Below are 26,590 nucleotides of genomic sequence, written 5' to 3'. Positions count from 1 at the left end.
GCCTGAAGCGCAGCACCCAAAATATCCAGCAATCGAAACGCCGGCCGGCCGATTACCCCATCTCATGAAACCCCTGGTGCTGCCGATCGATGGCCGCCAGTCGGAAACCGCGCTCGCGGTGGCGCGCGGCACCGCGCGGCTGTTGCACGCGCACGGTTTCTGCGTGGTCAGCGAACTGCCGCTGCCCTCCGGCCGCCGCGCTGATCTGGTGGCGCTCCGCGACAACGGGGAAATCTGGATCGTCGAGATCAAATCCTCGGTCGCCGATTTTCGCGCCGACCAGAAGTGGCAGGATTACCGCGCGCATTGCGACCGGCTGTTCTTCGCGACCTCGCAGGACGTGCCGTGCGAGATCTTTCCGCCCGACACCGGCCTGATCGTGGCGGATGCTTTCGGCGCGGCCTTCTACTGCGAAGCGCCCGAGCACAAGCTCGCTGCCGCGACGCGCAAGTCGATGCTGGTATCGATCGGCCGCGCCGCCGCGCTACGCCTGCAATCGCTCATCGACCCGAACGGGCCTTATGGGGAGTTCGTTTAGCTCGTCGCGCGCTTTTTGATGGGAGAGGGGCTCCGCTAGCGCGGAGCCCTTTTGGCCAAAATCCGCTGCAAGGTGCGGCGGTGCATGTTGAGCCGGCGCGCGGTTTCCGAAACGTTGCGGCCGCACAGTTCGTAGATACGCTGGATGTGCTCCCAGCGCACGCGATCGGCCGACATCGGATTTTCCGGCGGCTCGATCTTCGGGCTCTCATGAGCCAGCAGCGCGGCAAGCACGTCGTCGGCGTCGACCGGCTTGGCGAGATAATCGACCGCGCCGAGCTTCACCGCAGTGACGGCGGTGGCAATGTTGCCGTAGCCGGTGAGGATGATGCCGCGCGCCTCGGGCCGCGCGCGCTTCAACGCCGAGATGACGTCGAGACCGTTGCCATCGCCGAGCCGCATGTCGACCACGGCGAAAGCCGGCGCCGATTTCTCGACCTGCATCAGGCCGTCGGCGACCGACTCGGCGGTGGCGACGTCGAAGCCGCGCTGCTCGAGAGCCTTGGCCAGGCGTTGCAGGAACGACTTGTCGTCCTCGACGATCAGCACGCTGCGGTCGGCAATGTTGTCGAGCGGCAGCGGCGTTTCGACCGTGTCGGTCATGGCAAGATCCATATCCTGTCCTCAATCCTCACATGTGCGGCGCGGTCAAATCCGCGCCCATAACCCGTGGAGCTATTCATCGCTGGCCCCGAGCGCGAGGGTACAAAACGTCGCATAGCTGACAGCGCCCGTATGGCGAAATCAAGTCCCGGCAAGCCCCGCCATTCGCTCGAAATCGTCCCTGTTCCAGCGCAATTTAACGATCGCGCCGCGTTTCGGCGGCAGTTGATTGGCGAAAACGATGCTGGCCCCGGAGCGTTCCAGCAAGGTCTTGGCGATGAAGAAGCCGAGCCCGAGCCCTGCCGGCTGATCGTCCTTGTCGTCCGGCTTGCGCCGGCGCGTCGTGACATAGGGCTCGCCGATCCGCGCCAGGATGTCGGGTGCGAAGCCCGGGCCGTCATCGGTGATGGTGATCTCGATGGTGGCGTCGTCCCACTGGGTCACGACGTCGACCTGCTCGCGGGCGAAATCGACGGCGTTTTCCAGAAGATTGCCCAACCCATAAATGATTGCCGGATTGCGGGCGCCGACCGGTTCGGTTTCGCGCTCGGATGGCGCGCTGACATTGATGGTGACATCGAAGTCGCGATGCGGCGCCACCACTTCCTCGATCAGCGAGGTGATCGGCGTGCGATCGAACGGCGCGCCGCTCGACGACAGTTCGGTGATCTTCGACAGGATATCGCGGCAGCGCGACGCCTGGCTGCGCAGCAGGCGCACGTCCTCGCCATGCGGCGCGTCCGCCGGAATGGCGTTCTCCAGTTCCTTGGCGATGACCGAGATGGTGGAGAGCGGCGTGCCGAGTTCGTGCGCGGCGGCGGCGGCCAGTCCGTCGAGCTGTGACAGGTGCTGTTCGCGTAAGACCACCAGTTCGGTGGCGGCCAGCGCGTCGGCGAGCTGGCGCGATTCCTCGGTGATCTGCCACGCATAGACGCCGATGAAGCCGATCGCCAGCAGGATCGAGAGCCAGACGCCCATCATGTAGACCGGCGGCAGCACCAAAGGATCGGCGTCGTCCCACGGCAGCGGATAATGCGTAAAAACCAATAGTGTCGCGCAGGCGACGGCGAAGATTCCGAGCAGCACGGTGTAGCGCGGCGGCAGCGCGGTCGCCGACAGCAGCACCGGGCCGAGGAACAGGAACGAGAACGGGTTCTGCAGGCCGCCGGTCAGATAGAGCAGCACTGCGAGCTCGGCGATGTCGAAGGCGAGCAGCCAGGCGGCGCGGTCCGGCTCGAGGCGCTGGGTCAGGTGGAAGCGCAGCCGCAGCGCGACATTGAGCCAGGCCGACAGCGCGATGGCCGCCAGGCAGGTCCATACCGGTAGCGGGAATTCGAGGCCGAAATAGACCACGAGGACGGCGGTGGTCTGGCCGACGACGGCGAGCCAGCGCAACCGCACCAGCGTATCGAGGCGCACATTGCGGCGCGGGTGGTGCTGGGCAAGTTCAAGGGCGGGGGGCATGATGTGAGTGTAGCCTATTTCCATGGCCTGCATCTGCCACGTCGCCGCCCTTGCATCCGAGGTGGCGGAAGGTCACATCTCAAGGAGAGCCGGGCCGTTCCAATGGATGCAACACCCACCGCCGCTGCCATCGCCGTCAAGGATCTCGTTAAACGCTACAAGGGCGTCGCGGCGGTCGACGGCATTTCCTTCGCCCTGCCGGCCGGCTCGGTGACCGGCCTGCTCGGGGGCAACGGCGCCGGCAAGACCACCACCATCGCCATGATTATGGGGCTGGTCACCCCCACCGGCGGCACGGTGTCGGTGCTCGGCGCGCCGATGCCGGCTGCGCGGTACCGCGTTCTGCACCGCATGAATTTCGAGAGTCCTTACGTCGATATGCCGATGCGGCTGACGGTGCGGCAGAACCTGTCGGTGTTCGCGCAGCTCTACGGCGTGGCCGGCGCGACCGAGCGGATCGCCGAGCTCGCCGGTGAACTCGATCTCACCGAATTTCTCGATCGGCCAACCGGCAAGCTGTCGGCCGGGCAGAAAACGCGGGTGTCCCTCGCCAAGTCGCTGCTCAACGAGCCCGAGGTGCTGCTGCTCGATGAGCCGACCGCGTCGCTCGATCCCGACACCGCCGACTGGGTGCGCGCGCGTCTTGAGCGTTACCGCAAGGAGACCGGCGCCACCATCCTGCTTGCCTCACACAACATGAACGAGGTCGAGCGATTGTGCGACCGCGTCATCATCATGAAGCGCGGCCGCATCGAGGAGGACGACACGCCGGCGGGTTTGCTGGCGCGCCACGGCCGCGAAACGCTGGAGGACGTATTCCTCGACGTCGCGCGCGGGCGGCAATCGGAGGCGATGCAATGAACGCGATTGCGTGCGCGTTGTTTTCCCTTTCCTCTGCAATGCGGCGGCGGGGAGAGTCTTGGCGTTGCGAGATTTCAGTATGAGCACCGCCGCATCCGACCGCAGCCTCAATTTTTCGCTCCATCGCGTCAGCGCGATGGTGCGGCGCTACTGGTATCTGCTGATTTCATCGTGGCCGCGCATCCTCGATCTCATTTATTGGCCGACGGTGCAGATGCTGATGTGGGGCTTCCTGCAGCTCTATGTCTCGAAGACCGCCGGCTTCGCCGCCGGCGCGGCCGGCACATTCATCGGTGCGGTGCTGCTGTGGGACATTCTGTTTCGCGGCCAGCTCGGGTTTTCCATCTCGTTCCTCGAGGAGATGTGGGCGCGCAATCTCGGCAACCTGATGATGTCGCCGCTGCGGCCGACCGAATTCATCGCCGCGCTGATGGTCATGAGCATCGTGCGCCTCGCCATCGGCATGATCCCTGTGTCGCTGCTGGCGATCGCGTTCTTCGGCTTCAATCTGTGGGCGCTCGGCCTCGCGCTGGTCGCCTTCTTCATCAATCTGATCCTGACCAGCTGGGCGATCGGCATCTTCGTTGCCGGCTTGTTGCTGCGAAACGGTATGGGCGCCGAGAGCATGGCGTGGACCATTATGTTCCTGTTCCTGCCGCTGACCTGCGTTTATTACCCGGTGTCGGTTTTGCCGGACTGGCTGCAGTACATTGCGTGGTGCCTGCCGCCTACTTATGTATTTGAAGGAATGCGAGCGCTGCTGATCGATCGCGTGTTTCGCGGCGACCTCATGCTTGAAGCCTTCGGCTTGAATGCCGTCCTGTTCTCGCTGGCCGCTTACGCCTTCGTGCGGCTGCTGGAGAGCGCCCGGACCAACGGCGCACTGGTCCAGGCGGGGGAATAAGTCCCGTAAACGGCTGAAACCCTTACCGTTTCGCCCTTGTAAACAAGTTTCGAACGATTGAAGCCTATTGTTGACGTGGTCTATCAAAAACGACAGTGTGCCGCAGTGCAGCAAGAGCCGGGGTCTGAACTGATGCCGATCGGCGAATTCGACGGCGCGGCAGCGATGCCGTCCGAGAGCGGTAGTGCTTTGTCGACGCCGCTCTACTGGCTTTACGAAATGGGCCACGCTGCGCTTGATCCGTCGCGCGCCTGGGCCGACGCAACTAAATTGTTCTTCCGCAATCCAGCCAATCCGCTCGCGCACACCACCTATGGTAAGTCGGTGGCCGCGGCGATGGAACTGTTCGAACGCACCACCCGCGTTTACGGCAAGCCCGACTGGGGCATCGAAGAAACCGTGGTTGGCGGCGCCCGCGTGCCGGTCAATGTCAAGACGGTGTGGGAACGGCCGTTCTGTCGCTTGCTGCACTTCGAGCGTGACTTCGAACACATCCCGCGCCGGCCTCAGCCGAAGGTGCTGATCGTGGCGCCGCTGTCCGGCCACTACGCAACGCTGCTGCGCGGCACGGTCGAAGCTTTCCTGCCCAATCACGAAGTCTACATCACCGAATGGCGTAACGCGCGCAACGTGCCGCTGTCGGAAGGCCGCTTCGACCTCGACGATTACATCGATTACGTCATCTCGATGCTGCACATGTTGCAGGGCGATTGCCACGTCGTTGCCGTTTGCCAGCCGGCGGTGCCGGTGCTGGCGGCGGTGTCGGTGATGGAAGGCAATGACGATCCTTACGTGCCGCACTCCATGACGCTGATGGGCGGGCCGATCGATACCCGCTCCAACCCGACCGCGGTCAACAAGCTTGCCGAGAGCAAGGGCATCGACTGGTTTCAGCGCAACGTCATCAGCAAGGTGCCGTTCCCGCACGCGGGCTTCATGCGCGATGTCTACCCGGGTTTCCTGCAGCTCACCGGCTTCATGAGCATGAATCTCGATCGCCATCTCGACGCGCATCGCAGCCTGTTCACGCACCTCGTCAAGGGAGACGGCGATTCCGTGCAAAAACATCGCGAGTTCTACGACGAATATCTCGCCGTCATGGATCTGTCGGCCGAGTTCTATCTGCAGACCGTCGATACCGTGTTCATCAAGCATTCCTTGCCGAAGGGCGAGATGACACATCGCGGCCTGCCGGTCGATCCGAGCAAGATCCGCCGCGTCGCGCTGATGACGGTCGAAGGCGAGCTCGACGATATTTCCGGACTGGGCCAGACCGAGGCGACGCATCGGCTTTGCCCGAACATCGCCGCCGAGGACAAGGTGCACTACGTGCAGAACAGCGTCGGTCACTATGGCGTGTTCAACGGCTCACGCTTCCGTTCCGAGATCCAGCCGCGCATCGCCGATTTCATGCTGTCGCATAACGGCGGCCATGGCGGCGGTAAGAAGCGCGCCTAGCTCTCTAACATTCCGGTCGCCGAGTAGCGGCGATCCAGCGTCCAGCCGTTGAACTCCGTGTCGCATCCGGATTCCGGGTTTGCGCTTTGCGCGCCCCGGAATGACGGCGTCGGGCGCTTGTGCCACACTGGTCCGGCTGATTCCTGACAGGGTCGCCCAATGTCGCTGCCGCTCCGCGCTCTGTTCATCCGCCGCTCCAGCGAGCCGTCGATGATCACGGTCGCCTTCGAACAGGAGGTGATCCCGGTGCAACTGCGCCGCAACGCCAAAGCGCGTCGCTACACGTTGCGCATCCAGTCGGCGACGCGTGGAGTCGTGCTGACGCTGCCGCCGCGCGGCAGCCTCAGGCAGGCGCGCGACTTCGCCGAGCGGCATGCTGCCTGGATCGCGACGCGGCTGGCTCGCCTGCCGGTGCCGGTTCCGTTTGCCGATGGCGCGACGATCCCCTTCCGCGGTGCGCCGCATCGCATCGTTCATCGGCCGCATGCGCGGGGTACGGTATGGACCGAAGCCGGCGACGATGGCGCGATGCTGCTGTGTGTCGCCGGCGATGCGCCGCATGTCGCCCGCCGCGTCCACGACTATCTCAAGAAGGAAGCCAGGCACGATTTGCTCATCGCCAGCCGCCGCGCCGCGGGCGCGCTCGGCGTCGTGCTCAAGCGCGTTTCAGTTCGTGACCAGTCGAGCCGCTGGGGATCGTGTTCGACCAGCGGCGTGCTGTCCTATTCCTGGCGGTTGATCCTCGCGCCGCCTTTCGTGCTGGAATATCTCGCCGCCCATGAAGCGGCGCATCTGGTCGAAATGAACCACAGCCGTGCGTTCTGGCGGCAGGTCGAGCGCATCTGCCCGGACTTCAAGCGTGCCAAGGCCTGGCTCGACGCGCACGGCGCCGACCTGCACCGCTACGGCGCGGAAGGCTAGCGCCTAAACGACACTTTCGGTATGGACACTGTCGTGTGCGGCCCGGCCGTTCGATAACGGCTTGTTGCGGAACGCCGTTTGGCCGGCACGACCAGGAAAAATGCATGCTCGTACCCGGCACATTCGCGCTGACGCTGCTGCTCTCCGCGCTCAGCGCCATCGGGCCGCTCACGACCGACATGTATCTGCCGTCGCTGCCCGATATCGCGCAGAAGCTGTCGGCATCGACCGCCGAGGTCCAACTCACCATCTCCGCCTATCTGATCGGCTTTGCCGTCGGCCAAATCGTCTATGGCCCGGTGTCGGATCGCCATGGCCGCAAGCCCGTGCTGATCGGCGCCATGGCGATCTACTTCGTGGCGACCATGTTGTGCGCGATGGCCCCGACCATCGACCTGCTGATTGCCGCGCGGTTCCTGCAGGCGGTTGGCGGCTCCGGCGGCATCGTGCTGTCGCGCGCCGTGGTGCGCGACCTGTTCTCCGGCAATCGCGCCGGCCGTGAAATGTCGGTGATCGGAGCGGTCATGGCACTGGCGCCGGTGGCTGCGCCCGTGATCGGCGGCATCATGCAATCGGCCTTCGGCTGGCGCGGCATCTTCGTCACGCAGACCTTCGCCGGCGCGGCTCTGGTTGCCGTCGTCTGGTTCCTGCTGCCGGAGACGCTGAAGCTCCGCGCGGCCGAACGCATCTCGGTGGCTTCGATCTGGGCGTCGTACCGGATCGTGGCGCGCAATCCGGTCTATCTTGCTTATCTGGCGATGTCGTCGACGATCTATGCCGGGCTGTTCGCCTGGTTGTCGGGCGCGGCGTTCGTATTGCAGGGGCTATATGGATTGACGCCCTTCCAGTTCGGCTTTGTCTTCGCCATCGGCTCGAGCGGTTTTCTGATCGGCTCGTTCATCGCCGCGCGCCTCGTTGGCAAGATCGGTTTGGACGGCGTGCTCGGCGTCGGCGGCTGCTGCGCGACGGTCGGCGGCCTCGGCATGGTGGCGTCGGTCGCGATCGGCAGCGCGTCGTCGCTGTCGATCGTACTGCCGGTTTCGATCTATCTCGCCGGCCTCGGCATGGTGCTGCCGCAATCGATCGCCGGAGCGTTGACGCCGTTTCCCGAGCGCGCCGGCGCGGCCTCGTCGCTGTTCGGCTTCGTGCAGCAGACGCTCGCCGCCATCTCCGGCGCGGGAGTCGGCTTGCTTCTTGGTCACGATGCGTGGCCGCTCGCCGCTGCCGTGGCCTTCTTGGGCGCGGCGACCCTCGGCATCTGGATCGCGACGCGCGACCTGCGCAAGCGCAACGCCGCGCTGCATCACCACTAGCAAAAGGCGGTTGGCTAACGCCGGCTGCCAAACAGGTTGTTGAGCAGCCAGCCATCCAGGCTGCCGCTGCCTGAGGTCTGACGCTCGGCATTTGCCACCGGTACGGAGCCGGGCGGCATCGGCGCCTGCGACATCGGCACGCCCTGTGACGGCGGTGGCGGCGCGGCGTCGCCGCCGCCAAACAGTCCGCCTAAGAAGCCGGTGGACGGGACGCTCGGCAGCGCGGCGACTGGCACGCTCTGATGGGCGTCGCGCATGTAACGGCTCCAGATCTCGACCGGCAGGCTGCCGCCCGTCACTTTCTTCATCGGCGTGTTGTCGTCATTGCCGAGCCACACACCGGTGACGAGATGCGCGGTATAGCCAACGAACCAGGCGTCGCGGAAATCTTGCGATGTGCCGGTCTTGCCGGCGGCGGGCCAGCCCGGCAGTTCGGCCTTATGCGCTGTGCCGATGGTCAAGGTCTCCTGCATCATCTGGTTCATCATGCCGATGTAGCGGGCATCGACGATGCGGCCGAGCGATTGCGCGCTATGCGCATACAAGACTTTGCCAGCGGTGGTGCTGATGCGTTCGATGACATGCGGCATCACCGCATAACCGCCATTGGCGAACGTGGCATAGGCGCCGGTGAGCTCGAGCGGTGACACTTCCGACGTGCCCAGCGAGATCGAGGCATTCGGCTCGAGCTTCGAGGAGATGCCGAGCCGATGCGCAGTGCGGATCACTGCCATCGGCGTGACTTCCATCGTCAGCCGCACCGACACGGTGTTGAGCGACAAGGCGAGCGCCTTGGTCAGCGTCACCGGGCCAAGATATTTGTGTTCGTAGTTTTCCGGCTGCCAGCCCTTGATCTTGATCGGCCCGTCGACGCGAACCGTGTCCGGCGTCAGGCCGCGCTCCAGCGCCGTGAGATAGACGAATGGCTTGAACGCCGAGCCGGGCTGGCGCTTGGCGGCAACCGCGCGGTTGAACTGGCTGTCGGCGTAATCCCGGCCGCCGATCAGCGCCCGTACCGCGCCGTCGGGAGTCATCGACACCAGCGCCGTCTGCGAGGCGCCGCCTTTGGCGGTCTTGGCGAATTCGGCGGCGACGGCCTTTTCGGCGTCGCTCTGCAACGCGGCGTCAATGGTCGTCTGCACGACAACGTCTTCATCGACATGGCCGATGGCATCGTTGACCGCGTCCATCACCCAATCGGCGACATAGTTGCCGGAGCCGCCGCTCGATTGCGCCACGATACGCGGCGGCTGGGCAATCGCCTGCTTCTCGTTGGCCGATGAGATGAAATGCAGTTCGGTCATCGCCGCGAGCACGATCCGGGCGCGCTTTTCCGCGGCATTGTAATCGCGCGTCGGCGCCAGCCGCGACGGCGACTTGACGAGGCCGGCGAGCAGGGCGCTTTCACCGATGGTGAGCTGTTTTGCTGACTTGCCGAAGTAGCGTTGTGAGGCCTGCTCGATGCCATAGGCGCCGGCGCCAAAATAGACGCGGTTGAGATAGAGCTCGAGGATCTGCGTCTTGGTGAATTTCTGCTCCAGCCAGACCGCCAGCAGCGCTTCCTGCAGCTTGCGGGTCAGCGTGCGCTCCTGCGTGAGGAACAGGTTCTTGGCGAGCTGTTGCGTCAGCGTCGAGCCGCCCTGCGCGACGCCGCGATGCAGAATGTTGGCCACCGCGGCTCGGGCGATGCCGAGCGGGTCGACGCCGAAGTGATCGTAGAAGCGCCGGTCCTCGATGGCGACGAAGGCCCTCGGCACATAGGACGGCATTTCCTTGAGTGACAGCACTTCGCCGGCCATATCGCCGCGACGCGCGAATTCGCGGCCGGTGACGTCCAGCATGCGGATGGTCGGAGGACGCTTCGGAATTTCCAGCGACTGGATCGGCGGCAGATGCGCGCCGACATAAGCGACGGTACCGACGACACCGAGCACCAGCCACAAACCGGCGACCACGGACCAGTAGGCGAGACGGCCGATCAGAGAGCGCTTCGACCGTCGTGCCTTGCGGCTCTTCTTCTTTTTTGAGGAGGATTTGCGCGGCCCGCCGCTCGCGGGCCGGTCGGCCGGCGCCACGCGCACTTCGGGCGATGAATCGAACACCGGTTCGCGGCGTCCGCCCGATTGTCCTCGTCCCGACGCCATGACGCGACCCAAACTCAACTAACCGCCGGCAGCCAAAAACGCGCCGATCCCCACGTGCTGAAGCTAAGCGGGGCGGGTTTAAGGGGCGTAAAGAGGTCGGCCTTTTACGGATCGATCGGCCGCTGCATTTAACGGTTCGTTAGCCATGCAAGCCATTGAGCGGCGGCGTGTTTGGCTTTCAGGTGTTCACCGTCGCGGGATCTGCGCGGCGACGATGACCTGTGACAGCCGGTCGGACTCCGCTTTGAGGAAGGTCGCAAATTCCCCCGGGGATGAAGCGACGACGCGGGCGCCTTGGCTTTCGGCGATCTTGTTGAATTCCGGATCGTCGAGCGACTTGCGGAGCGCGGCATTGAGTTTGTCGATGACGGCCCGCGGCGTCTTGGCCGGCGCCAGCAGTCCGAACCATGTTCCCATCGTGAAATCGAGCCCGGCTTCCTTGAAGGTCGGCACATTCGGCAGTTCCTTCGAGCGGCTGTCGTCGGCGAAGGCGATGGGCTTCAGCGCGCCGTCGCGAAGGAACGGCAGCGCCGCGACGGTGGAACAGAAAATGACCTGTGTCGTGCCGGCGACCGTCGCCAGCGTCGCGGGGCCGTTGCCGGTGAACGGTACGTGCACCATCTTGGTGCCGGTCTCGTGCTGGAAGAATTCGGCGGCGAGATGCGGGCTGCTACCGACGCCGTAGGATGCGAAGTTCAACTCGCCGGGATGCGCCTTCAGGTAGGCGATGAATTCCTTGAGGTTGCCGGCCGGCACCGACTTGCTGATGAACAGCCCGACCGGCGCGGTCGAGACCAGCGACACCGGTTCGAGATCGGCGAGCGGGTCATAGGTCAGCTTTTTGTACAGCGCCGTGTTGGCGGCAAGACCGATGCTGCTGACGAGCAGGGTGTAGCCATCGGGCCTCGCCTGGGCGACAAAGTTGTTGCCGAGGTTCGAATTGGCGCCGGGCTTATTGATGACGACGAAGCTTCCATTCAGCGCGGTGCTGAGCGCCTTGGCGACGATACGGCCGGTGACGTCGACGGCGCCGCCGGCGGCGAAGGGAACGATGACCTCAACCGTCCTCTCGGGATAATTGTCGGCGGCAGAGGCGCTTGGCACCATTGCGAAAGCGAGGGCAGCGGCGGTGAACGCTGCAATGCAATATCGGCGCCCCGATGTCGAAATGCGCATTTTCTCCCTCGCTTCTTATCGTCTTAGTTCTTTTTCAAGACGGCCCAATTTAAGTTGGCCCGGTATCACGGTATTTTCTAGGGGTGCCCTCAATCTCCGACAATCGATTTTCCTTCTGGCCCCTGTGAGTTTTCGGCTGCCACATGGATCGTAGAAATCTTCCGCTTACCGCCTTGCGCAGTTTCGAGGCTGTGGGCCGACATCTCTCCTTCACGCGCGCAGCGGATTCGCTCGGCGTCACGCACGGCGCGGTGAGTCGGCAGATCACGCTATTGGAGACCAATCTCGGCGTTCGACTGTTCAATCGCGGTGCGACGCTGACTCTGACCGATCAGGGACAGAAGCTCTTCGAGGAAGTGGCGCCAGCCTTCGACCGGCTGGCGGCTGCCGTGGCGACCATCGATCGCGGCGAAACCCAGCGCGTGCTCCTGGTCAATGCGCCGCCCACCTTCACGATGAAGTGGCTCATACCGCGCCTATCGCGGTTTCATCAGCGCTTTCGCGATGTCGATGTGCGGCTGTCGACCGGCATCGGTGCGCTGCGCGAATTGCGGATGAATGAAGTGGATGTCGTTATCCGACGCCTCGCGCGTCCCGATCCTGACGTGCCGTCGGCGCCGTTCCTGTCGAGCGCCTTGTTCCCCGTCTGCGCGCCGGAACTCATTGAGCGGCGGCCGCCGACGTCGCCGCAGGACATCGCCGACTTGCAGTTGATCGAGGCCGAGACCGGCGCGCTCGGCTGGGCCGACTGGTTCGGCCGGCTGGGCTACCAACTGCCGCCGAGTGCGCGCTTTGCCCGCTTCGAGCAGATGTTCTTCGCCTTGGAGGCCGCACTCGATGGCCTAGGTGTCGCGTTGATGCCGTCGGCGCTGGTGCTCGACGACATCGCCGCCGGGCGGCTGACGGTGGCGCTGAAGGTCACGGGCTTCCACGAACGTGATTACTACTCGTTGTGTTCGCCGCTGACGCGGCAGGCTGAACTCAGCCAGGCTTTCGTCGCCTGGCTCGGCGAAGAGGGTGCCGATTCCAATCGTCTTGCCGAGCTGATCATCGATCCTTAGCGCCGCGAGGCGGCGGTCTGTGAGTTTTATGCGCGGGCGCCGATAAGTATTCGATTGTCACGGCGGGCTTGTCCCACCAATTGTTCCGGCCTCGCAGTTCACGGCGCCGGAAACAAATGCTCGGTGATTTCAGAATTCTCGATCTGACCTGGGTCCTTGGCGGTCCCTTTGCCGGACAGTTGCTGGCGCAACTCGGCGCCGAGGTGATCAAGGTCGAGCCGATCGAAGGCGACCTGTCGCGCCGTGTTTCCAGCCATTCGACCGAGTTCGACGGCGACTCCGGCTTCTTCCTCTCCGTCAATCGCGGCAAATCGAGCATCGCGCTCGATCTCAAGAAACCCGAGGGCCGCGCCGTCATTTACGATCTGGCGCGCAACGCCGACGCCATCGTCTACGGCTTCGCGCCCAACGTGCCGGCGCGGCTCGGCCTCGATCGAGCTTCGCTGCACAAGATCAATCCGAAGCTGACTATCGCGCAACTGATCGGCATTCACGACGAAGCGCCGTATTCGGACGCGCCGGCGTTCGACCTGGTCATCCAGGCGATGGCGGGCGTCATGAGCGTCACCGGCGAACGCGGCCGGCCGCCGGTCCGTGTCGGCTATCAGGTCGCTGACCTCGTCGGCGGGCTCTATCTCGCCCTCGGCTGCGTCGGCGCCATGCTCAAGTCGCTCAAATCCGGCAAGGGCGAGCGCGTCCAGATCTCGCTCCTCGATTGCCAGCTCGCGATGCTGACCTGGCAGGCGCAGAATTACTTCATCTCCGGCAAACAGCCGGTCGCCAACGGTGCGCGCCATCCCGTGATCGCGCCGAGCGACATCTATCCCTGCGCCGACGACAAGTTCATCGCCGTCTCGCCGACCGGTCAGGATTTCTGGGAGAAATTCTGCGCCTCCATCGGCCGTCCGGAGATGGTGCAGGACCCGCGCTTTGCCACGCCGAAATCTCGCGTCGCCAATGTCGGCGCGCTGACCGAGATTCTCACCGAAGTGTTTCGCAGCCGCACGTCGGCCGAATGGGGCGAGAAGCTGTTCGCCGACCGAGTCCCTGCCGCGCCGGTCAACGGCGTCGCGGAGGCGATGTCTCAGCCGGTTGCGGTGTTGCGCCGGATGGTGGAGCAACTCGACAACCCGCGCGGCGCCGGCCTCCTCAACTTCGTCGGCAACCCGTTCAAGTACGACAGCGCGGAGTCGCTGCGCTATCCGCCGAAACGGGGCGAGCATACGCGCGACGTGCTCGGCCGCGTCTGCGGCTATGACGCCGCCCAAATCGATCAGCTCATCCAGAACAACGTCGTCTATCAAGGAGCAAGCAATGACGCGTCCGAGTGATGTCAAGCCGCGCGAGGGCGATCAGCCCGCGTCGCTGTACAAGGACTGGAAGGTCGGGGCGGAATTTCCGCCGCTGCCATTCACGGTCACGCCCGACATCGTCAAGGAATACATGTCGGTGGTCGACGCCGACCCGAAGAACTATGTCATCGACGGCCGTCAGGCGGCCCCGCCCAACACGCTGTTCGTCTATATGATGGCGGTGATGTATCGCCTTTATCCGCCGCAGCAGGGCGGAATCATGCTCGGCAACACGGTCGAGTTTCACAGCCCGATCTGGGCGGACGAAGACACCGAGGTGATCGGCTCCGGGCGCGTCACCGACAAGTACGAGAAGAAGGGCCGCAAGATCATCTGCTACGACGTCGATTTCAAGCGCCCCGACGGCACGATGATCATGTCCGTCAACCACATGTCCGCTTTCCCCGAGTGATCGAGACGAGCAAGAGCAATCCCATGAGCAATGACAAGGTCGAAAAGACCATCCCGCAGACGCAAGCCATGTTCGATAACTATGGCAAACTCAATGGCGACAACGATATCCTGCATTACGACGACGCCTTCGCCAAGGAGCGTGGCTTCCGCGGCACGCTCGGACACGGCCTGATGTACACCGGCTACGTCTGCGATCTCGCTGCGAAGAAATACGGCAAGGACTGGTTCTATCGCGGCCGTTTGAAGGTAAAGTACGTCAGGCCGGTATGTCCCGGCGACAAACTGGTCGTGACGATAGAGCCGGACGGCGCGGCGAAGTGCCAGTCGCAGTTCGACACCACGCTGGTCGGAACCGCAAGCCTCGCATGACGACACAGAAGCCCGACCTCGTTACCCGCACTGCGCAGTCCACCGCGACGGCGGTGCATGTGCGGGGCCGGGATCTCGTGAACGATCTGATCGGGAAGTACAGCTTCACGGAGATGCTTTACTTCCTGACGTCTCACCGTATGCCGGAGGCGGTCGAGACGCGCGTGCTCGACGCCTGTCTTGTGACGCTGATGGAGCATGGCCTGACGCCGAGCGCGGTGATCGCCCGGTTGATGGCAGACAGCGTGCCGGAAGAGCCGCAGGTGGCGATAGCGTCCGGGCTTCTTGCCATCGGCAGCGTCTTTGCCGGCACGACCGAGAGCTGCGCGGCGCTGTTGCTGGCGATCGAGCGGCGCATCGCGGCCGGCGAAGTCGATGCCGTCGAGAACGTGGCCCGCGAATACGACAAGGCCAAGAAGCCGGTGCCCGGTTTCGGTCACGGCACTCACAAACCTGACGATCCGCGCACCATTCGCCTGTTCGCGCTGGCCGAGGAACTCGGCAAGGCCACGCGCTACGTGCCGTTGCTGCGCGCACTCGGTAAGGCCGTCGATGCGGCGCTCGGCCGCCACATCACGATCAACGCCACCGGCGCGATCGGCGCGCTGCTGCTGGAGATCGATGTGCCGGTTTCGGCAATGCGGGCGTTTTCGGTGGTGTCGCGGGCAGGCGGTCTGGTCGGCCATCTCCTCGAGGAGAAGGAGACGCATTCAGGCCGCGCCATCTGGGCCGCTGCCAAGAAGACCGTGCCGTATTCGGAAGAGAATCAATCCTGATCTGCGTGTTGTCGCGTCTTATTGATGCGCCGGCGCCGAAACCGCGGGGGCCCTGACCGAGGTCCAGTCAATCTTGTCGGCCTCGATCTCCAGCGTGCCGATACCCGTCGGCATCTTGAGCCGGCCCGGCGCAATGACCGGCGCACCGGCGATCGGCATGAACCAGATCTCCATGCCCGGACGGCCGGCGACATATTTTACGAGTACACTATCGGCGCGGTAGCCCGCGATCGGCCGCAGCACCACGGCGCAGACCAGCACCGGACCGTCATAGCCGCGGTCGAGCTTCAGTCTGTCCATGCGCTTGAACGACAAGGCGAGATCATAACGCCGCTGGCCATCGAAGATCGGCAGCGTTCGAGCGCAGCGCGCCGGTGACAGCAGCGGCCCGCCTTCTGGCGCGGCCAGCAGCATGGCGCTCAGCGGATCCGTGACGTTCATCTTGTCTTCGTCACGGATCGGAATGCGCTTGTTCTTGTCGGCAGGCTCCTCGGTCCGCAGCGTTTTCACGCTGCCGTTTTCGAAGGTCATCTGCAGGCCGGTGGTTTCGCCATCGTCGGTGACGTTGGAGGAGAAGAACGTCGGCGTAACCTGCTCGCCGTTGATCGTCCCCTGCGTCGCGACCCGGCCTTCGCCGTTGACCAGAATGCTCATGGCGCCGTTGGCCTTGCCGCTGGCGGAAGCCTGGTAGGCGTGCGCGCTGAGATCGATTGCCCAGGTGATCTGACCGATCGGCACGCCGACCATGGAAATCGAATAATGGATCGTCGCCCGCATTTCCGGCGGTGGCGCGGCGGCGTTTGCGCCGCGCAGGGCGAGCACGACGGCGGCGGCCATCAATCCGGATTTGCAGAGCGCCGGAGCCATCATCGTGGCGAATTCCAGTCCCGCGTGGGATCAATCTGCGTAGAGCGACTCAAGCCGGGGCGCGGCCCGATTTTGCGTCGGGCCGGGTGAACAGAGCGATGAGCGCGCGTTTGACGGCGGCCTGCCGTGTCGCCGAGGTGATCTGCGCCCCCATCAGGTCGGTGACATAGAACACGTCGACGGCGCGTTCGCCGAACGTCGCGACATGCGCCGACGCGATGTTGAGATTAAGCTTCGACAAGGTTGCGGTCAGTTCGTAGAGCAGGCCGGGCCGGTCGAGGCCGGCCACCTCTATCATTGTATAGCGGTGCGACCACTGGTTATTGATGTCGACATTCGGCTCGATGGCAAAGGCCTTGATGCGGCCCTTCGGCGGCGCCCGCTTGGCGACCACGTCGGGCAGCCGCAGTTCGCCGCGCAGCGCCTTCTCGATCGACTCGGCAATCCGGCCGGCGCGGCGCTGCTCGTCCTCGTCGCGCTCAAATTCGCGCGACAGCGAGATGGTGTCGAGCGCTTGGCCGTCGGTGGTGGTGAAGATCTGCGCATCGACGATGTTGCCGCCGGCCATCGCACAGGCGCCGGCGATGATCGACAACAGCCAGGGATGGTCGGGCGCCAGTACCGTCAGTTCGGTGACCGCGCGTTCGGTGTCGAAGCGGATCGCGGTCGCGAGATTCTTGTCGGTCTTCCGCGCCGTGTGGACGAGATTGGCGTGGTCGATCTTGTGCGGCCGATCGACCTTGAGCCAATAGGCCGGATAAAGATGCGCGATATGCGAATCGATGCGCTCGGCCGACCACTGCCGTTCCAACATGACGGCGCGGAATTCCTCCTGGGCCATGGCGACACGCTGGGCGCGGTTGACCTCAGAGAAGCCGCCGGTCAGCGCCGGTTCGGTCTCGAAATACAGCGTGCGAATGAGCTGGGCCTTCCAGCCGTTCCAGACGCCGGGCCCGACGGCCTTGATGTCGGCCGTGGTGAGGATCGTGAGCAGCTTCAGCCGCTCGACCGATTGCACCACCGAAGCGAAGTTCTCGATGGTCTTGCGGTCCGACAGGTCGCGCGACTGCGCGACGCTCGACATTACCAGGTGCTGTTCGATCAGCCAGGAAACGGTCTCGGTATCGGCCGCCGAAAGGCCGAGCCGCGGGCACAGGCGCTTGGCAAGCCGCGCGCCGGCAATCGAATGGTCCTCGGGCCGGCCCTTGGCGATGTCGTGCAGGAACACCGCGACGTAGAGGAGCCTGAGGCTCGCCGGCTTGATCTTTTGAACGAGTTCGTTCGCGAGTGGCGTATCCTTGCTGGTGCCGCGCTCGATCTCTGACAGCACGCCGATGCAGCGCAACAGGTGCTCGTCCACTGTATAGTGGTGATACATGTTGAACTGCATCATCGCCACCACCTTGCCGAAGGCGGGAACGAAGCGGCCGAGCACGCCGGTTTCGTTCATCCGGCGCAGCACGGTCTCGGGGTCGTTCTTCGAGGTGAGGATGTCGAGGAACAGCTCGTTCGCTTCCTCGTTCTCGCGCAATCGCGCGTCGATGAGCGTCAGCGAGCGTGTGATCGCGCGCATGGCGTCCGGGTGCAGCGGCAGATTGTGCTTCTGCGCCAGATAGAAGATGCGGATCAGGTTGACCGGATCGCGCTTGAATACATTGGCGCTGGCGCAGTGGATGCGGTTGTTCTCGGCGATGAAATCCTTGTTGTCGCCAAGCGTCTTGCGCTTCACCGGCCGCAGCTTGGCCATGACGCGGCTCAACACCGGCGCGCCCTTGGCGTGGCTGTCCTCGAGTTCAGCGGACAGGATGGCGGTCAGGTCGCCGACATCCTTGGCGACCAGGAAGTAGTGCTTCATGAAGCGTTCGACATCCTGCTGGCCGGGATGATCGGTGTAGCCGAGGCGCACCGCGATTTCGCGCTGCAGATCGAACGACAGGCGCTCCTCGGCGCGGCCGGTGATGAAGTGCAGGTGGCAGCGTACTGACAGCAGGAAGTCCTCGCAGCGCAGGAAGGTTTCGTATTCCTGCTTGTCGAAGACGTCGCGCTTCATCAATTCATCGGGCTCGCGGACGCGGAAGACGTATTTAGCGATCCAGAACAAAGTGTGCAGGTCGCGCAGGCCGCCTTTGCCGTCTTTGACGTTCGGCTCAACCAGATAGCGCGACTGGCCGCTGCGGCGATGGCGCTCTTCGCGCTCGGCCAGCTTGGCGGCGACGAATTGCGACGCGGTGTTGCGCACCACGTCAGCATCGAAGCGCGTCACCAGTTCCTCGAACAGCTTGCGGTCGCCGAGTAGAAAGCGCGCCTCGAGCAGCGCGGTGCGGATGGTCATGTCCGCCTTGGCCTGGCGGATGCATTCGTCGACCGAGCGCGTGGCGTGACCGACTTTGAGTCCGGTGTCCCACAGCGCGTAAAGAATTGCCTCGGCGACCGACTCGCCCCAGGCGGTCTGCTTGTAGGGCAACAGGAACAGCAGATCGATGTCCGAGCCCGGCGCCTGGAAGCCGCGGCCGTAGCCGCCGGTGGCGACGATGGCCATGTGCTCCGTCTCTGACGGGTTCTCCGACGGATAAAGATGCTTGCGGACGAAATCGTAGAGAATGCCGATGATCTCGTCTTCCATCCGGCAGATCCGCTCGGCGCAGCGCCGGCCGTGACGGTCCTTGAGCAGCAGACGTTCGGCCTTGTCGCGGCCTTCGTTCAGCGCGGCCTTCAGACGCTGCGCCAGCGCGGTGCGCATCTCGATGTCGTTGCCACGCTTGGCCGCAGCCAGCTGATCGAGGTCGGCAATGATGGCGCTGCGATCGATCAGTTCGCCATGGGTGCGCGACGGCGACCCCGCGGGTTTGGTCGAATCGCGATCGAGAGCAAGGGAGGCCATGGGGTCATCCGGATAGCGGACGGCGCAGACGAAGTCACCGGGCCCGCGAAAGATAGTCATCGCCCCCTCCCACGACAGGCAGCGTAAGAATATTCTTCTTCAACGAGATAAATAGACCAAAATATGCTTTTGACCGGCAATATTCACGGCTCTAAAGAATAAAACTATCGCGGCGGGCTGGGTCCGCAGCTTGTGGTTGGGGAGGCAGACATGAATTTGTTGTCGCGGCGGTCGCTGCTGGCACTGGCACTGGCACTGGCGGTTGGCGTGGGCTCGGTTGCCCAAGCCGCCGATCAGCCCAAGGAATTGCGCATCGACTGGGCGACCTACAATCCGGTTTCGATGCTGATCAAGGACAAGGGCTGGCTGGAAAAGGAATTCGCTAAGGACGGCACCTCGATCCGCTGGGTGCAGACGCTCGGCTCGAACAAGGCGCTTGAATTCCTCAACGCCGGTTCGATCGATTTCGGATCGACCGCCGGTTCGGCCGCGCTGGTCGGCCGCATCAATGGCAATCCGATCCGCGCCATCTACGTCTACTCCAAGCCGGAATGGACCGCGCTGGTGACGCGCAAGGATTCGCCGATCAGGACGGTCGCCGAGCTCAAGGGCAAGCGCGTCGCGGTGACGCGCGGCACCGACCCGCACATCTTCCTCGTCCGCGCGCTGCAAAAGGCCGGGCTGACCGAGAAGGATATTCAACCGGTGCTGTTGCAACATCCCGACGGCGCGACCGCTCTCATCCGCGGCGACGTCGATGCCTGGGCCGGTCTCGATCCGATGATGGCGCAGACTGAGATCCGCGACGGCGCCCGGCTGTTCTATCGCGACGCCGACGCCAACACCTACGGCATCCTCAATGTCCGCGAGGAATTCGCCAAGGATCATCCGGATCTCGTCAAGCGTGTGCTGACCGTTTACGAGGCCGCCCGCAAATATGCCGTCGCGCATCCGGACGAATTGGAGGCGAGCTTCATCGCCGCCACCAAGCTGCCGAAGGACGTCGTCGAGAAGCAGCTCCGCGAGCGCACCGATCTGTCGAACGGCAAGATCGGCAAGCCGCAGCGCGACTCGATCCTGGCCGCCGGCCTGGCGTTGCAGGAAGCCGGCGTCCTGAAGAAGGACGTCGACGTTGCCAAGGCGCTCGATCAACTGGTCGACGACCAGTACGCCCCTGCCACCAACTGAACGATCTCGCATGACCGGACGCGCCGCATCGGCGCGCCCGGCATCGGGCTCACAAAAGTCCGGTTGCAATCGGCGGGCGGAATGATGTCTTTTGTATCGATGAGTGCGGCCATCGACACCACTGCGGCCGACCCCGTGAAACGGCGGTCGGCCTTGCCACGTTACGTCACCCCGCTGATCGGTCTGATCATCCCGGTGACGGTCGCGGTCCTCTGCGAGCTCGCGGTACGCTGGGGCTGGTCGAATGGCCGGCTCGTCCCGCCACCCTCGGTGATTTACGCGACCTTCGCCGAGCTGGCTTCGACCGGCGAACTGCAGCGCCACGCGCTGGCGACGGTCGCGCGCGTTGCCTTCGGTTTCAGCCTTGGCGTTGTCGCCGGCACCATTCTCGGCGCGCTGACGGGTTATTCGGTCACGCTGTTCCGCCTGCTCGATCCGACCTTTCAGGCGCTGCGCGCCATTCCGTCCATCGCCTGGGTGCCGCTGTTCATTCTCTGGCTCGGCATTTTCGAGGCATCGAAGATTACTCTCATTGCTGTCGGCGTGTTCTTCCCGGTCTATCTCGGTGTCATGGGTGCGGTGATGTCGGTCGATCGCAAGATCGTCGAAGTCGGCCGCGCCTTTCGCTTGTCCGGATTCCAGATGGTGCGGCGCATCCTGCTGCCGGCGGTGCTGCCGTCTTATGTGATCGCGTTGCGCTCCGGCCTTGGACTGGGCTGGATGTTCGTCGTCGCCGCCGAGTTCATGGGCGCGTCCGAAGGGCTCGGCTTCCTGCTGGTCGATGGTCAGCAGCTCGGCAAGCCGGCGCAGATCGTTGCCGCCATCGTCGCCTTCGCCGTCATAGGTAAGATCACCGACTGGCTCATCGTCGGCCTCAGTGCGCCTTTCCTGCGCTGGGAAGACCGCTTCGGCCGCGGCGCGGAGCGCTGACATGTTGCAGCTCGAAGGCGTCGGTAAAACCTACCCGAACAACGTGCACGCGCTCGACGGCATCAGCCTCAAGGTTTCGCCCGGCGAGATCGTCGCGATCGTCGGCGGCTCCGGCTGCGGCAAGTCGACGATGCTGCGCGCGATCAGCGGCCTCGATGTCGCCAGCCAGGGCCGCGTCGTGCTCGACGGCGTCGCGGTGATGGCGCCGCATGAGAAGATCGGCATCGTCTTCCAGGAGCCGCGCTTGCTGCCGTGGCTCAGCGTCGCCGGCAATATCGGCTTTGGCCTCGATCACCTGGCAAGGGCCGAGCGCAACGCGCGCGTCGCCGAAGCGCTCAAACGTGTCGGCCTTGCCGACAAGGCCAGCGTCTGGCCGCGCGAATTGTCCGGCGGTCAGGCGCAACGCGTCGCCATCGCCCGCGCACTGGTGCCGCGCCCCGAAGTGCTGCTGCTCGACGAGCCGTTCTCGGCACTCGATGCCTTCACCCGCGCCGATCTGCAGGAGCACTTGCTCGACCTGTGGGCCGACTCTCGTCCAACGCTCATCCTTGTCACGCACGACGTCGAGGAAGCCGTTGTGCTGGCCGACCGCGTCTTCGTCATGCAGCCGCGTCCGGGCCGGCTGTTCGAGGAAATCGTCACCGGCCTGCCGCGGCCGCGGGACCGCCAGTCGTCGCGCTTCGACAACGTCAAGAAGCAGGTGCTGGCGGCGCTCGACCGCTCGATGGCGCGGCCGGTCCAAGCCCCGGAAGATCGGGCCCCCGAGGGCGCGGCGTTGTGGTGGTGACTCTGCGACTTGCCTAATAGGCAATACGACTTGCGCGTCATGCAAGACCGTGGCAGGCTAGCGGGATGGACGCTCAAGCCATCACCGCCGAAATCGGCGCTCGCATCCGCCGCGGCCGCATTGCCAATGGCATGACGCTCGCCGTCGTGGCCGAGCGTGCGGGCCTGTCGGAAGCCTTCCTGTCGCGCGTCGAGCGCGGCGAAGCGCAATGCTCCATCGCCAATCTGGTGCAGATCTGCGCCGTGCTCGGTCTCGGCCTGCAGGATCTCGTCAGCGGTGAGCGAAGGCCGGACCGCACGGCCGTCAGCGTCTACCGCGCTGCCGAGACTGGCCGGCACATCGAGCTCGAGAGCAGCGGCTATCACTGGCATCGCGTCGCCGGCGGTGCGCCGCGCGATCGCATGGAAGTGTTTCACTTGGTGTTTCCTCGCCGCAACCGCATGACGGCGATGGTGTCGCATCCGGGGCAGGAGCACTGCGTCGTGCTGTCGGGCGAAATCCTGTTCTTCGTCGGCGACGAGTGTCATCGGCTCGGAACCGGCGACAGCATCTTCATTGCGTCCGAGCAACCGCATCGCGCCGAGAATGCCGGCGACACCGAGGCGCATGTGCTGATGACCGTTGCCAAGCCGGAAAACGAATTGACCGCACTCGACTGGTGGCGCCTGCCGCTTCCGGCCGCAGTTTCCGATAGTGCGGCGCGCGAGCCAACGAAGAAGCGCAAAACGCGCAACAAGATGGAGGAGGAAACGTGATGACTGAAGCCGCGACCACGCCGAAGCGCGAAGCCTCGCGCAAGGACCATCTGCCATTCGAGGCCAAACACGTTGACGACTTTGAATGGGAAACGATCCGCTGGCCCGGTGAAACCGGCAAGATGCTGTTTCATCCGCGCGCCGAACGGCCGACCGAGCCCAATGCCGGCATCCTGCGGCTTGCGCCCGGCGGACACCATCCCGAGCACTATCATGGCTTCGCGCAGGTCTGGTATCTGCTGTCCGGCGAATTCAAGATCGACGGCAAGATGTACGGTCCGGGCACGATGATTTTCCACCCGGACCCGCATTTCGAGGGCGAGTTTCACACCGAGACCGGCGGCGACATCCTCATCGTCCAGTACCCGGGCCCGACGACCGCGGAGCGGCCGATCTATGACGATCGCTTCAACATGAAGGCGCGTCGCGCCGTGGAGGAAGAGCGCATCGACCGCTAGGGCGGTTGGATCAGCCGATTTGATGGGCCCGGTGCCGCAGCGCCGGGCCCGCGTCGTTTTCGACGGCGTGACGGCACGAAAACCGGTTCCCCATTTTCGCGATCATGGGCTATGGTCCGGCGGAAATAGTATCCGGGAGAGAAACTGACATGCGCATGTTCCAGGTCTGCACCTGCGGCCAACCCCTGCAACTCAACGAAAAGCCGACGCCGGAGCCGAAGGGCACCGAGGTGCTTTTGAAGATCAAGGCCGCGGGCGTCTGCCACAGCGACATCCATATCTGGGACGGCTACTACGAGCTTGGCGGCGGCAAGCGCATGCAGCTCCTTGAGCGCGGCATCAAGCTGCCTTTGACCATGGGACATGAGAATGTCGGCGAGGTGGTCGCAGTCGGCCCTGACGCCAAAGGCGTCAAGGTCGGGGAGATCAGGCTCGCCAACCCGTGGATCGGCTGCGGCGAATGCATGGTGTGCCGGCGCGGCGAGGAGAACCTGTGCAAGACGCCGAAGAATCTCGGCGTGTTCTCCGACGGCGGCTACGCGACGCACCTCGTCGTCCCGCACCCGCGGCATCTGTTCGACATCGGCAGCCTGACGCCGGTGCAGGCGGCGCCGCTGGCTTGTTCGGGCGTCACCGCCTACAGCGCGCTCAAGAAGGTGAGCGAAAACCTCAAGGACGAGCCGGTGGTCATCATGGGCGCCGGCGGCCTCGGCCTGATGGCGATCTCGCTGCACAAGGCGATGGGCGGCAAGAGCGTGATCATGGTCGACATCGACCCGGCCAAGCGCGAAGCGGCGCTGAAGGCCGGCGCAGTGGCGGCGATCGACGGCCGCGCGCCCGACGCCGCCAAACAGATCATCGATGCCACCAAGGGCGGCGCCTGGTCGGTCATCGATTTCGTCGGCTCGTCCGATACGGTGAAGCTCGGAGTCGATGCGATCACAAAGGGTGGCAAGATCATCGTTGTCGGCCTGTTCGGCGGCGACATCACTATCTCAACGCCGTTCTTTCCGATGCGCGCGATGACGATCCAGGGCTCCTATGTCGGCTCGCTGCCGGAAATGAAAGAGTTGATCGAACTCGTCGGCCGCACCGGCGTGCCGCAGGTGCCGATCCGCGAGCGGCCGCTCGAAGAAGTCCAGGAAGCGCTCGACGATCTCAAGGCCGGCAAGGTGATCGGCCGCGTCGTGCTGACGCCGGCTTGAAAGGATTCGCACGATGGACGCCAATGAACTCCGCGCCATGCAGGCGCCGATCAAGGAAAAGTACAAGAGCGACGCGGCTTCGGCGTTGATCACGCTGAAGGCCAAGGGCACGCTCGACGACACCAGCATCGCCTGTAAGGTCGAAACCGGCCGCGCGCTGGCAACCGCCGGCTTGCATCCGGCGACCGGCGGCTCCGGCATGGAATTGTGCTCGGGCGACATGCTGCTCGAAGCGCTGGTTGCCTGCGCCGGCGTCACGGTGAAGGCAGTCGCCACCGCGCTGGAAATTCCGCTGAAGTCCGGCCGGGTATCGGCGGAAGGCGATCTCGATTTCCGCGGCACGCTCGGCGTCGCCAAGGATGCGCCGGTCGGCTTCGCCCAGATACGGCTGCGCTTCGATCTCGACACCGATGCGCCGCAGGACAAGCTCGATCAGTTGCTCAAACTCACTGAACGCTATTGCGTGGTCTATCAGACCATCAAGAGCGGCCCGCCCGTCGATGTGAAGATGGCGCGCACCTAACAGACCTCGCCTCTCTCTAGCCGGGGAGAGGGAGAAGGGACTGAATGTCGCCGGAGCTCTATTTCGCGCTCACCTTGCTGGTGCGCATGGCCGTCACCGCCGCGTTCCTGATCGCGGCGACCGTGACGGCGGAGCGGGCCGGTCCGCTGATCGGCGGACTGGTGGCGACGCTGCCGATCAGCGCGGGACCGATCTATATCTTCCTCGCTATCGACCACGGCGCGCATTTCGTCGGTGAGAGCGCGCTCGGCAGTGCCGTGACCAACGCGTTCAACATCGCCTTTGCCGTCACTTACGCTCTACTGGCGCAGAGGCGGTCGCTCATCGTCAGCCTCGGCGGAGCCTTCGCGGTCTGGGCCGTGCTCAGTACCGTCTTCCGTCAGGTGCCGCTCGGCATATGGGAAACGATCGCAATTAATGTCATCGCGCTCGGCACTGGCCACGTCCTGGTGTCGCGGCTGCTGCATGTCCAGTTCCCGCGCATGCGCACTTACTGGTACGACTACGTGCTGCGCGCAGCCATGGTCGCAATACTGCTCGGCGTCGTCGTGACGTTGAGCTACCACATCGGTCCGGCGGCGAGCGGCAATCTCGCGGTGTTTCCGATCGTGCTGTCCAGCCTGATCCTGATCCTGCATCCGCGGGTCGGCGGGCCGGCGACCGCGGCCGTGTTGTCAAACGCGGTGGTCGGGCTCGGCGGCTTCGCCGTGGCGATGCTCGTGTTGCATCTGACGGCCGACGCTCTCGGCTCTGTCCTGTCGTTGCTGCTCACGCTGATCGTCTCGGTCGGCATCAATCTCCTGGTCTTCGCCACCCGCCGCCGGGGCAAGCTGGCATGAGCGGGACGCTGATGTCGTCGATGTTCTGGCTGGGGCTCGCCCTCAAGATCGTCATGACCGCCGGCATCGTCGTCGCCGCATCGGTCGTGGTCGAACGCTCCGGGCCGTTCATCGGCGCACTGATCGCGGCGCTGCCAACCGCGGGCGGCGCGGCGTTGATCATTCTTGCGGTCGAACACGACGCGCATTTCATTGCCCAGAGCGCGGTCGGCAGCATGGTGGCGAACGCGGTTTGTCCGTTATTCGCACTCACCTTCGCCGTGCTGGCGCCGCGCAACCGTCTGGTGCCGAGTCTCGGCGGCGCGATCTTGGTGTGGCTTGGCGGGGTATTTCTGTCGCGGCTGTTGCCTTGGACCGCGTCAACAGCTTTGCTCGCCAACGCGATAGTCTATCCGGTGACGATCACCATCGCGTCGCATTTTCTTGGCGACGTCGCGCCGCGGGCGCGCGTCAGGTTGACGGCGCGCGACCTTGCTTGGCGGGCCGGCGTGGTGACGGCGTGTGTCGTCATCGTCACCGGCTTGAGTTCGTCGATCGGTTCCTATTTCTCCGGTGTGTTCGCCTTCTTCCCGGTGGCGATGAGCTCGTTCTTCATCATTCTCTATACCCGTGCTGGCGGGCCCGTGGCCGCCAGTGTGGCGGCGCATGTTCAGGCACCCTTGATCGGACTGACGCTGGGCCTGCTCGCCGTGCACGCGTTCGCCGAGCCGCTCGGCGTGTGGTGGGCTTATCTGATCGGCCTGGCGATCGCCGTGGCGTGGAACGGACTGCTGTGGGTTTGGAAGAACCGCCGCGCTTGAAGCG

Annotated in this window: 26 protein-coding genes; 20 read left to right on the top strand and 6 right to left on the bottom strand. The window is 64.4% G+C overall.

Annotated features, from left to right (window positions below):
• Positions 1-64 precede the first annotated feature (64 nt).
• The gene (locus tag ASD45_RS22780) at positions 65-538 is read left to right on the top strand and encodes an MmcB family DNA repair protein (protein ID WP_056913971.1); all 474 of its coding nucleotides are present in this window, start codon (positions 65-67) and stop codon (positions 536-538) included.
• Between the two features lie 35 nt (positions 539-573).
• On the opposite strand, the gene ASD45_RS22775 is transcribed toward ASD45_RS22780, so the two are convergent.
• Both ASD45_RS22775 and ASD45_RS22770 read right to left on the bottom strand, forming a co-directional pair.
• Positions 574-1,140 (bottom strand): ActR/PrrA/RegA family redox response regulator transcription factor, encoded by a 567-nt coding sequence (locus ASD45_RS22775; RefSeq protein WP_056914017.1) that lies wholly within the window; start codon positions 1,138-1,140, stop codon positions 574-576.
• 141 nt (positions 1,141-1,281) lie between these two features.
• Entirely contained in the window at positions 1,282-2,604 is a 1,323-nt protein-coding gene (locus ASD45_RS22770) for an ActS/PrrB/RegB family redox-sensitive histidine kinase (RefSeq protein WP_056913970.1), read from the bottom strand.
• A gap of 102 nt (positions 2,605-2,706) precedes the next feature.
• Here ASD45_RS22770 and ASD45_RS22765 point away from each other — a divergent pair, with 102 nt between their 5' ends.
• The 5 genes from ASD45_RS22765 (at position 2,707) to ASD45_RS22745 (ending at position 8,061) form a co-directional block, all read left to right on the top strand.
• Positions 2,707-3,465 carry an ABC transporter ATP-binding protein gene (locus ASD45_RS22765; RefSeq protein ID WP_056913969.1) on the top strand — a complete coding sequence of 253 codons (759 nt, stop codon included), beginning with the start codon at positions 2,707-2,709 and terminating at the stop codon, positions 3,463-3,465.
• A gap of 79 nt (positions 3,466-3,544) precedes the next feature.
• Positions 3,545-4,369: an ABC transporter permease gene (locus ASD45_RS22760; RefSeq protein WP_056913968.1), complete on the top strand. Its 825-nt coding sequence runs from the start codon at positions 3,545-3,547 to the stop codon at positions 4,367-4,369.
• Positions 4,370-4,501: 132 nt separating this feature from the next.
• The gene (phaZ, locus tag ASD45_RS22755) at positions 4,502-5,827 is read left to right on the top strand and encodes a polyhydroxyalkanoate depolymerase (RefSeq protein ID WP_056913967.1); all 1,326 of its coding nucleotides are present in this window, start codon (positions 4,502-4,504) and stop codon (positions 5,825-5,827) included.
• A 210-nt stretch (positions 5,828-6,037) separates the two neighbouring features.
• Complete coding sequence (locus ASD45_RS22750; protein WP_244485639.1) at positions 6,038-6,748, top strand: SprT family zinc-dependent metalloprotease; 711 nt, start codon at positions 6,038-6,040, stop codon at positions 6,746-6,748.
• A gap of 104 nt (positions 6,749-6,852) precedes the next feature.
• Complete coding sequence (locus tag ASD45_RS22745) at positions 6,853-8,061, top strand: multidrug effflux MFS transporter (RefSeq protein WP_056913965.1); 1,209 nt, start codon at positions 6,853-6,855, stop codon at positions 8,059-8,061.
• Between the two features lie 14 nt (positions 8,062-8,075).
• Here the strand turns inward: ASD45_RS22745 and ASD45_RS22740 are convergent, their stop codons facing one another.
• Positions 8,076-10,205, bottom strand: a complete 2,130-nt coding sequence (locus ASD45_RS22740; RefSeq protein WP_056913964.1) for a PBP1A family penicillin-binding protein — start codon at positions 10,203-10,205, stop codon at positions 8,076-8,078.
• A 186-nt stretch (positions 10,206-10,391) separates the two neighbouring features.
• On the bottom strand, positions 10,392-11,312 hold the full coding sequence (locus ASD45_RS22735; protein WP_056913963.1) for a tripartite tricarboxylate transporter substrate binding protein: 921 nt from the start codon (positions 11,310-11,312) through the stop codon (positions 10,392-10,394).
• Positions 11,313-11,524: 212 nt separating this feature from the next.
• Here ASD45_RS22735 and ASD45_RS22730 point away from each other — a divergent pair, with 212 nt between their 5' ends.
• The 5 genes from ASD45_RS22730 to ASD45_RS22710 all read left to right on the top strand — a co-directional run bounded on the left by ASD45_RS22730 (position 11,525) and on the right by ASD45_RS22710 (position 15,353).
• Entirely contained in the window at positions 11,525-12,442 is a 918-nt protein-coding gene (locus ASD45_RS22730; RefSeq protein WP_082541126.1) for a LysR substrate-binding domain-containing protein, read from the top strand.
• 116 nt (positions 12,443-12,558) lie between these two features.
• Positions 12,559-13,773 (top strand): CoA transferase, encoded by a 1,215-nt coding sequence (locus ASD45_RS22725; RefSeq protein ID WP_056913961.1) that lies wholly within the window; start codon positions 12,559-12,561, stop codon positions 13,771-13,773.
• Positions 13,757-14,206: a MaoC family dehydratase N-terminal domain-containing protein gene (locus ASD45_RS22720; RefSeq protein ID WP_056913960.1), complete on the top strand. Its 450-nt coding sequence runs from the start codon at positions 13,757-13,759 to the stop codon at positions 14,204-14,206. Before ASD45_RS22725 ends, ASD45_RS22720 begins: the two co-directional genes overlap by 17 nt.
• Positions 14,207-14,229: 23 nt before the next feature.
• A complete protein-coding gene (locus ASD45_RS22715; RefSeq protein WP_056914016.1) occupies positions 14,230-14,577 on the top strand; it encodes a MaoC family dehydratase in 348 nt (115 codons plus the stop codon).
• Complete coding sequence (locus ASD45_RS22710) at positions 14,574-15,353, top strand: citryl-CoA lyase (protein WP_056913959.1); 780 nt, start codon at positions 14,574-14,576, stop codon at positions 15,351-15,353. Before ASD45_RS22715 ends, ASD45_RS22710 begins: the two co-directional genes overlap by 4 nt.
• A gap of 18 nt (positions 15,354-15,371) precedes the next feature.
• Here ASD45_RS22710 and ASD45_RS22705 read toward each other — a convergent pair whose 3' ends face one another.
• Together ASD45_RS22705 and ASD45_RS22700 are read right to left on the bottom strand one after the other, a co-directional pair.
• Positions 15,372-16,223: a DUF3108 domain-containing protein gene (locus ASD45_RS22705; RefSeq protein ID WP_056913958.1), complete on the bottom strand. Its 852-nt coding sequence runs from the start codon at positions 16,221-16,223 to the stop codon at positions 15,372-15,374.
• 46 nt (positions 16,224-16,269) lie between these two features.
• Positions 16,270-19,101 carry a [protein-PII] uridylyltransferase gene (locus tag ASD45_RS22700; RefSeq protein WP_082541140.1) on the bottom strand — a complete coding sequence of 944 codons (2,832 nt, stop codon included), beginning with the start codon at positions 19,099-19,101 and terminating at the stop codon, positions 16,270-16,272.
• A 210-nt stretch (positions 19,102-19,311) separates the two neighbouring features.
• On the opposite strand from ASD45_RS22700, the gene ASD45_RS22695 reads away from it, so the two are divergent.
• The 9 genes from ASD45_RS22695 (at position 19,312) to ASD45_RS22655 (ending at position 26,586) form a co-directional block, all read left to right on the top strand.
• Complete coding sequence (locus tag ASD45_RS22695) at positions 19,312-20,289, top strand: aliphatic sulfonate ABC transporter substrate-binding protein (RefSeq protein WP_056913957.1); 978 nt, start codon at positions 19,312-19,314, stop codon at positions 20,287-20,289.
• Between the two features lie 99 nt (positions 20,290-20,388).
• A complete protein-coding gene (locus ASD45_RS22690) occupies positions 20,389-21,219 on the top strand; it encodes an ABC transporter permease (protein ID WP_244485638.1) in 831 nt (276 codons plus the stop codon).
• 1 nt (position 21,220) lies between these two features.
• Complete coding sequence (locus ASD45_RS22685) at positions 21,221-22,006, top strand: ABC transporter ATP-binding protein (protein WP_056913956.1); 786 nt, start codon at positions 21,221-21,223, stop codon at positions 22,004-22,006.
• A gap of 65 nt (positions 22,007-22,071) precedes the next feature.
• A complete protein-coding gene (locus ASD45_RS22680; protein WP_056913955.1) occupies positions 22,072-22,761 on the top strand; it encodes a cupin domain-containing protein in 690 nt (229 codons plus the stop codon).
• Entirely contained in the window at positions 22,761-23,219 is a 459-nt protein-coding gene (locus tag ASD45_RS22675) for a cupin domain-containing protein (protein WP_056913954.1), read from the top strand. The genes ASD45_RS22680 and ASD45_RS22675 overlap by 1 nt, the downstream gene beginning before the upstream one ends.
• Positions 23,220-23,368: 149 nt before the next feature.
• Positions 23,369-24,424, top strand: a complete 1,056-nt coding sequence (locus tag ASD45_RS22670; RefSeq protein ID WP_056913953.1) for an alcohol dehydrogenase — start codon at positions 23,369-23,371, stop codon at positions 24,422-24,424.
• A 13-nt stretch (positions 24,425-24,437) separates the two neighbouring features.
• A complete protein-coding gene (locus ASD45_RS22665) occupies positions 24,438-24,947 on the top strand; it encodes an OsmC family protein (protein WP_056913952.1) in 510 nt (169 codons plus the stop codon).
• A gap of 44 nt (positions 24,948-24,991) precedes the next feature.
• On the top strand, positions 24,992-25,786 hold the full coding sequence (locus ASD45_RS22660) for a hypothetical protein (RefSeq protein ID WP_056913951.1): 795 nt from the start codon (positions 24,992-24,994) through the stop codon (positions 25,784-25,786).
• The gene (locus ASD45_RS22655) at positions 25,783-26,586 is read left to right on the top strand and encodes a hypothetical protein (protein ID WP_056913950.1); all 804 of its coding nucleotides are present in this window, start codon (positions 25,783-25,785) and stop codon (positions 26,584-26,586) included. The genes ASD45_RS22660 and ASD45_RS22655 overlap by 4 nt, the downstream gene beginning before the upstream one ends.
• The last annotated feature ends 4 nt before the right edge of the window (positions 26,587-26,590 follow it).

This window comes from Pseudolabrys sp. Root1462 (assembly GCF_001426945.1).
Classification (GTDB): domain Bacteria; phylum Pseudomonadota; class Alphaproteobacteria; order Rhizobiales; family Xanthobacteraceae; genus Pseudolabrys.
This window is presented reverse-complemented; position numbering and strand designations above follow the sequence as displayed.

Bases quoted from the DNA above. Each gene is read 5' to 3' on its own strand.
- ASD45_RS22780 (WP_056913971.1), top strand. From the start codon at position 65: ATGAAACCCCTGGTGCTGCCGATCGATGGCCGCCAGTCGGAAACCGCG.
- ASD45_RS22775 (WP_056914017.1), bottom strand. From the start codon at position 1,140: ATGACCGACACGGTCGAAACGCCGCTGCCGCTCGACAACATTGCCGAC.
- ASD45_RS22770 (WP_056913970.1), bottom strand. From the start codon at position 2,604: ATGCCCCCCGCCCTTGAACTTGCCCAGCACCACCCGCGCCGCAATGTG.
- ASD45_RS22765 (WP_056913969.1), top strand. From the start codon at position 2,707: ATGGATGCAACACCCACCGCCGCTGCCATCGCCGTCAAGGATCTCGTT.
- ASD45_RS22760 (WP_056913968.1), top strand. From the start codon at position 3,545: ATGAGCACCGCCGCATCCGACCGCAGCCTCAATTTTTCGCTCCATCGC.
- phaZ (WP_056913967.1), top strand. From the start codon at position 4,502: ATGCCGATCGGCGAATTCGACGGCGCGGCAGCGATGCCGTCCGAGAGC.
- ASD45_RS22750 (WP_244485639.1), top strand. From the start codon at position 6,038: ATGATCACGGTCGCCTTCGAACAGGAGGTGATCCCGGTGCAACTGCGC.
- ASD45_RS22745 (WP_056913965.1), top strand. From the start codon at position 6,853: ATGCTCGTACCCGGCACATTCGCGCTGACGCTGCTGCTCTCCGCGCTC.
- ASD45_RS22740 (WP_056913964.1), bottom strand. From the start codon at position 10,205: ATGGCGTCGGGACGAGGACAATCGGGCGGACGCCGCGAACCGGTGTTC.
- ASD45_RS22735 (WP_056913963.1), bottom strand. From the start codon at position 11,312: ATGGTGCCAAGCGCCTCTGCCGCCGACAATTATCCCGAGAGGACGGTT.
- ASD45_RS22730 (WP_082541126.1), top strand. From the start codon at position 11,525: ATGGATCGTAGAAATCTTCCGCTTACCGCCTTGCGCAGTTTCGAGGCT.
- ASD45_RS22725 (WP_056913961.1), top strand. From the start codon at position 12,559: ATGCTCGGTGATTTCAGAATTCTCGATCTGACCTGGGTCCTTGGCGGT.
- ASD45_RS22720 (WP_056913960.1), top strand. From the start codon at position 13,757: ATGACGCGTCCGAGTGATGTCAAGCCGCGCGAGGGCGATCAGCCCGCG.
- ASD45_RS22715 (WP_056914016.1), top strand. From the start codon at position 14,230: ATGAGCAATGACAAGGTCGAAAAGACCATCCCGCAGACGCAAGCCATG.
- ASD45_RS22710 (WP_056913959.1), top strand. From the start codon at position 14,574: ATGACGACACAGAAGCCCGACCTCGTTACCCGCACTGCGCAGTCCACC.
- ASD45_RS22705 (WP_056913958.1), bottom strand. From the start codon at position 16,223: ATGATGGCTCCGGCGCTCTGCAAATCCGGATTGATGGCCGCCGCCGTC.
- ASD45_RS22700 (WP_082541140.1), bottom strand. From the start codon at position 19,101: ATGGCCTCCCTTGCTCTCGATCGCGATTCGACCAAACCCGCGGGGTCG.
- ASD45_RS22695 (WP_056913957.1), top strand. From the start codon at position 19,312: ATGAATTTGTTGTCGCGGCGGTCGCTGCTGGCACTGGCACTGGCACTG.
- ASD45_RS22690 (WP_244485638.1), top strand. From the start codon at position 20,389: ATGAGTGCGGCCATCGACACCACTGCGGCCGACCCCGTGAAACGGCGG.
- ASD45_RS22685 (WP_056913956.1), top strand. From the start codon at position 21,221: ATGTTGCAGCTCGAAGGCGTCGGTAAAACCTACCCGAACAACGTGCAC.
- ASD45_RS22680 (WP_056913955.1), top strand. From the start codon at position 22,072: ATGGACGCTCAAGCCATCACCGCCGAAATCGGCGCTCGCATCCGCCGC.
- ASD45_RS22675 (WP_056913954.1), top strand. From the start codon at position 22,761: ATGACTGAAGCCGCGACCACGCCGAAGCGCGAAGCCTCGCGCAAGGAC.
- ASD45_RS22670 (WP_056913953.1), top strand. From the start codon at position 23,369: ATGCGCATGTTCCAGGTCTGCACCTGCGGCCAACCCCTGCAACTCAAC.
- ASD45_RS22665 (WP_056913952.1), top strand. From the start codon at position 24,438: ATGGACGCCAATGAACTCCGCGCCATGCAGGCGCCGATCAAGGAAAAG.
- ASD45_RS22660 (WP_056913951.1), top strand. From the start codon at position 24,992: ATGTCGCCGGAGCTCTATTTCGCGCTCACCTTGCTGGTGCGCATGGCC.
- ASD45_RS22655 (WP_056913950.1), top strand. From the start codon at position 25,783: ATGAGCGGGACGCTGATGTCGTCGATGTTCTGGCTGGGGCTCGCCCTC.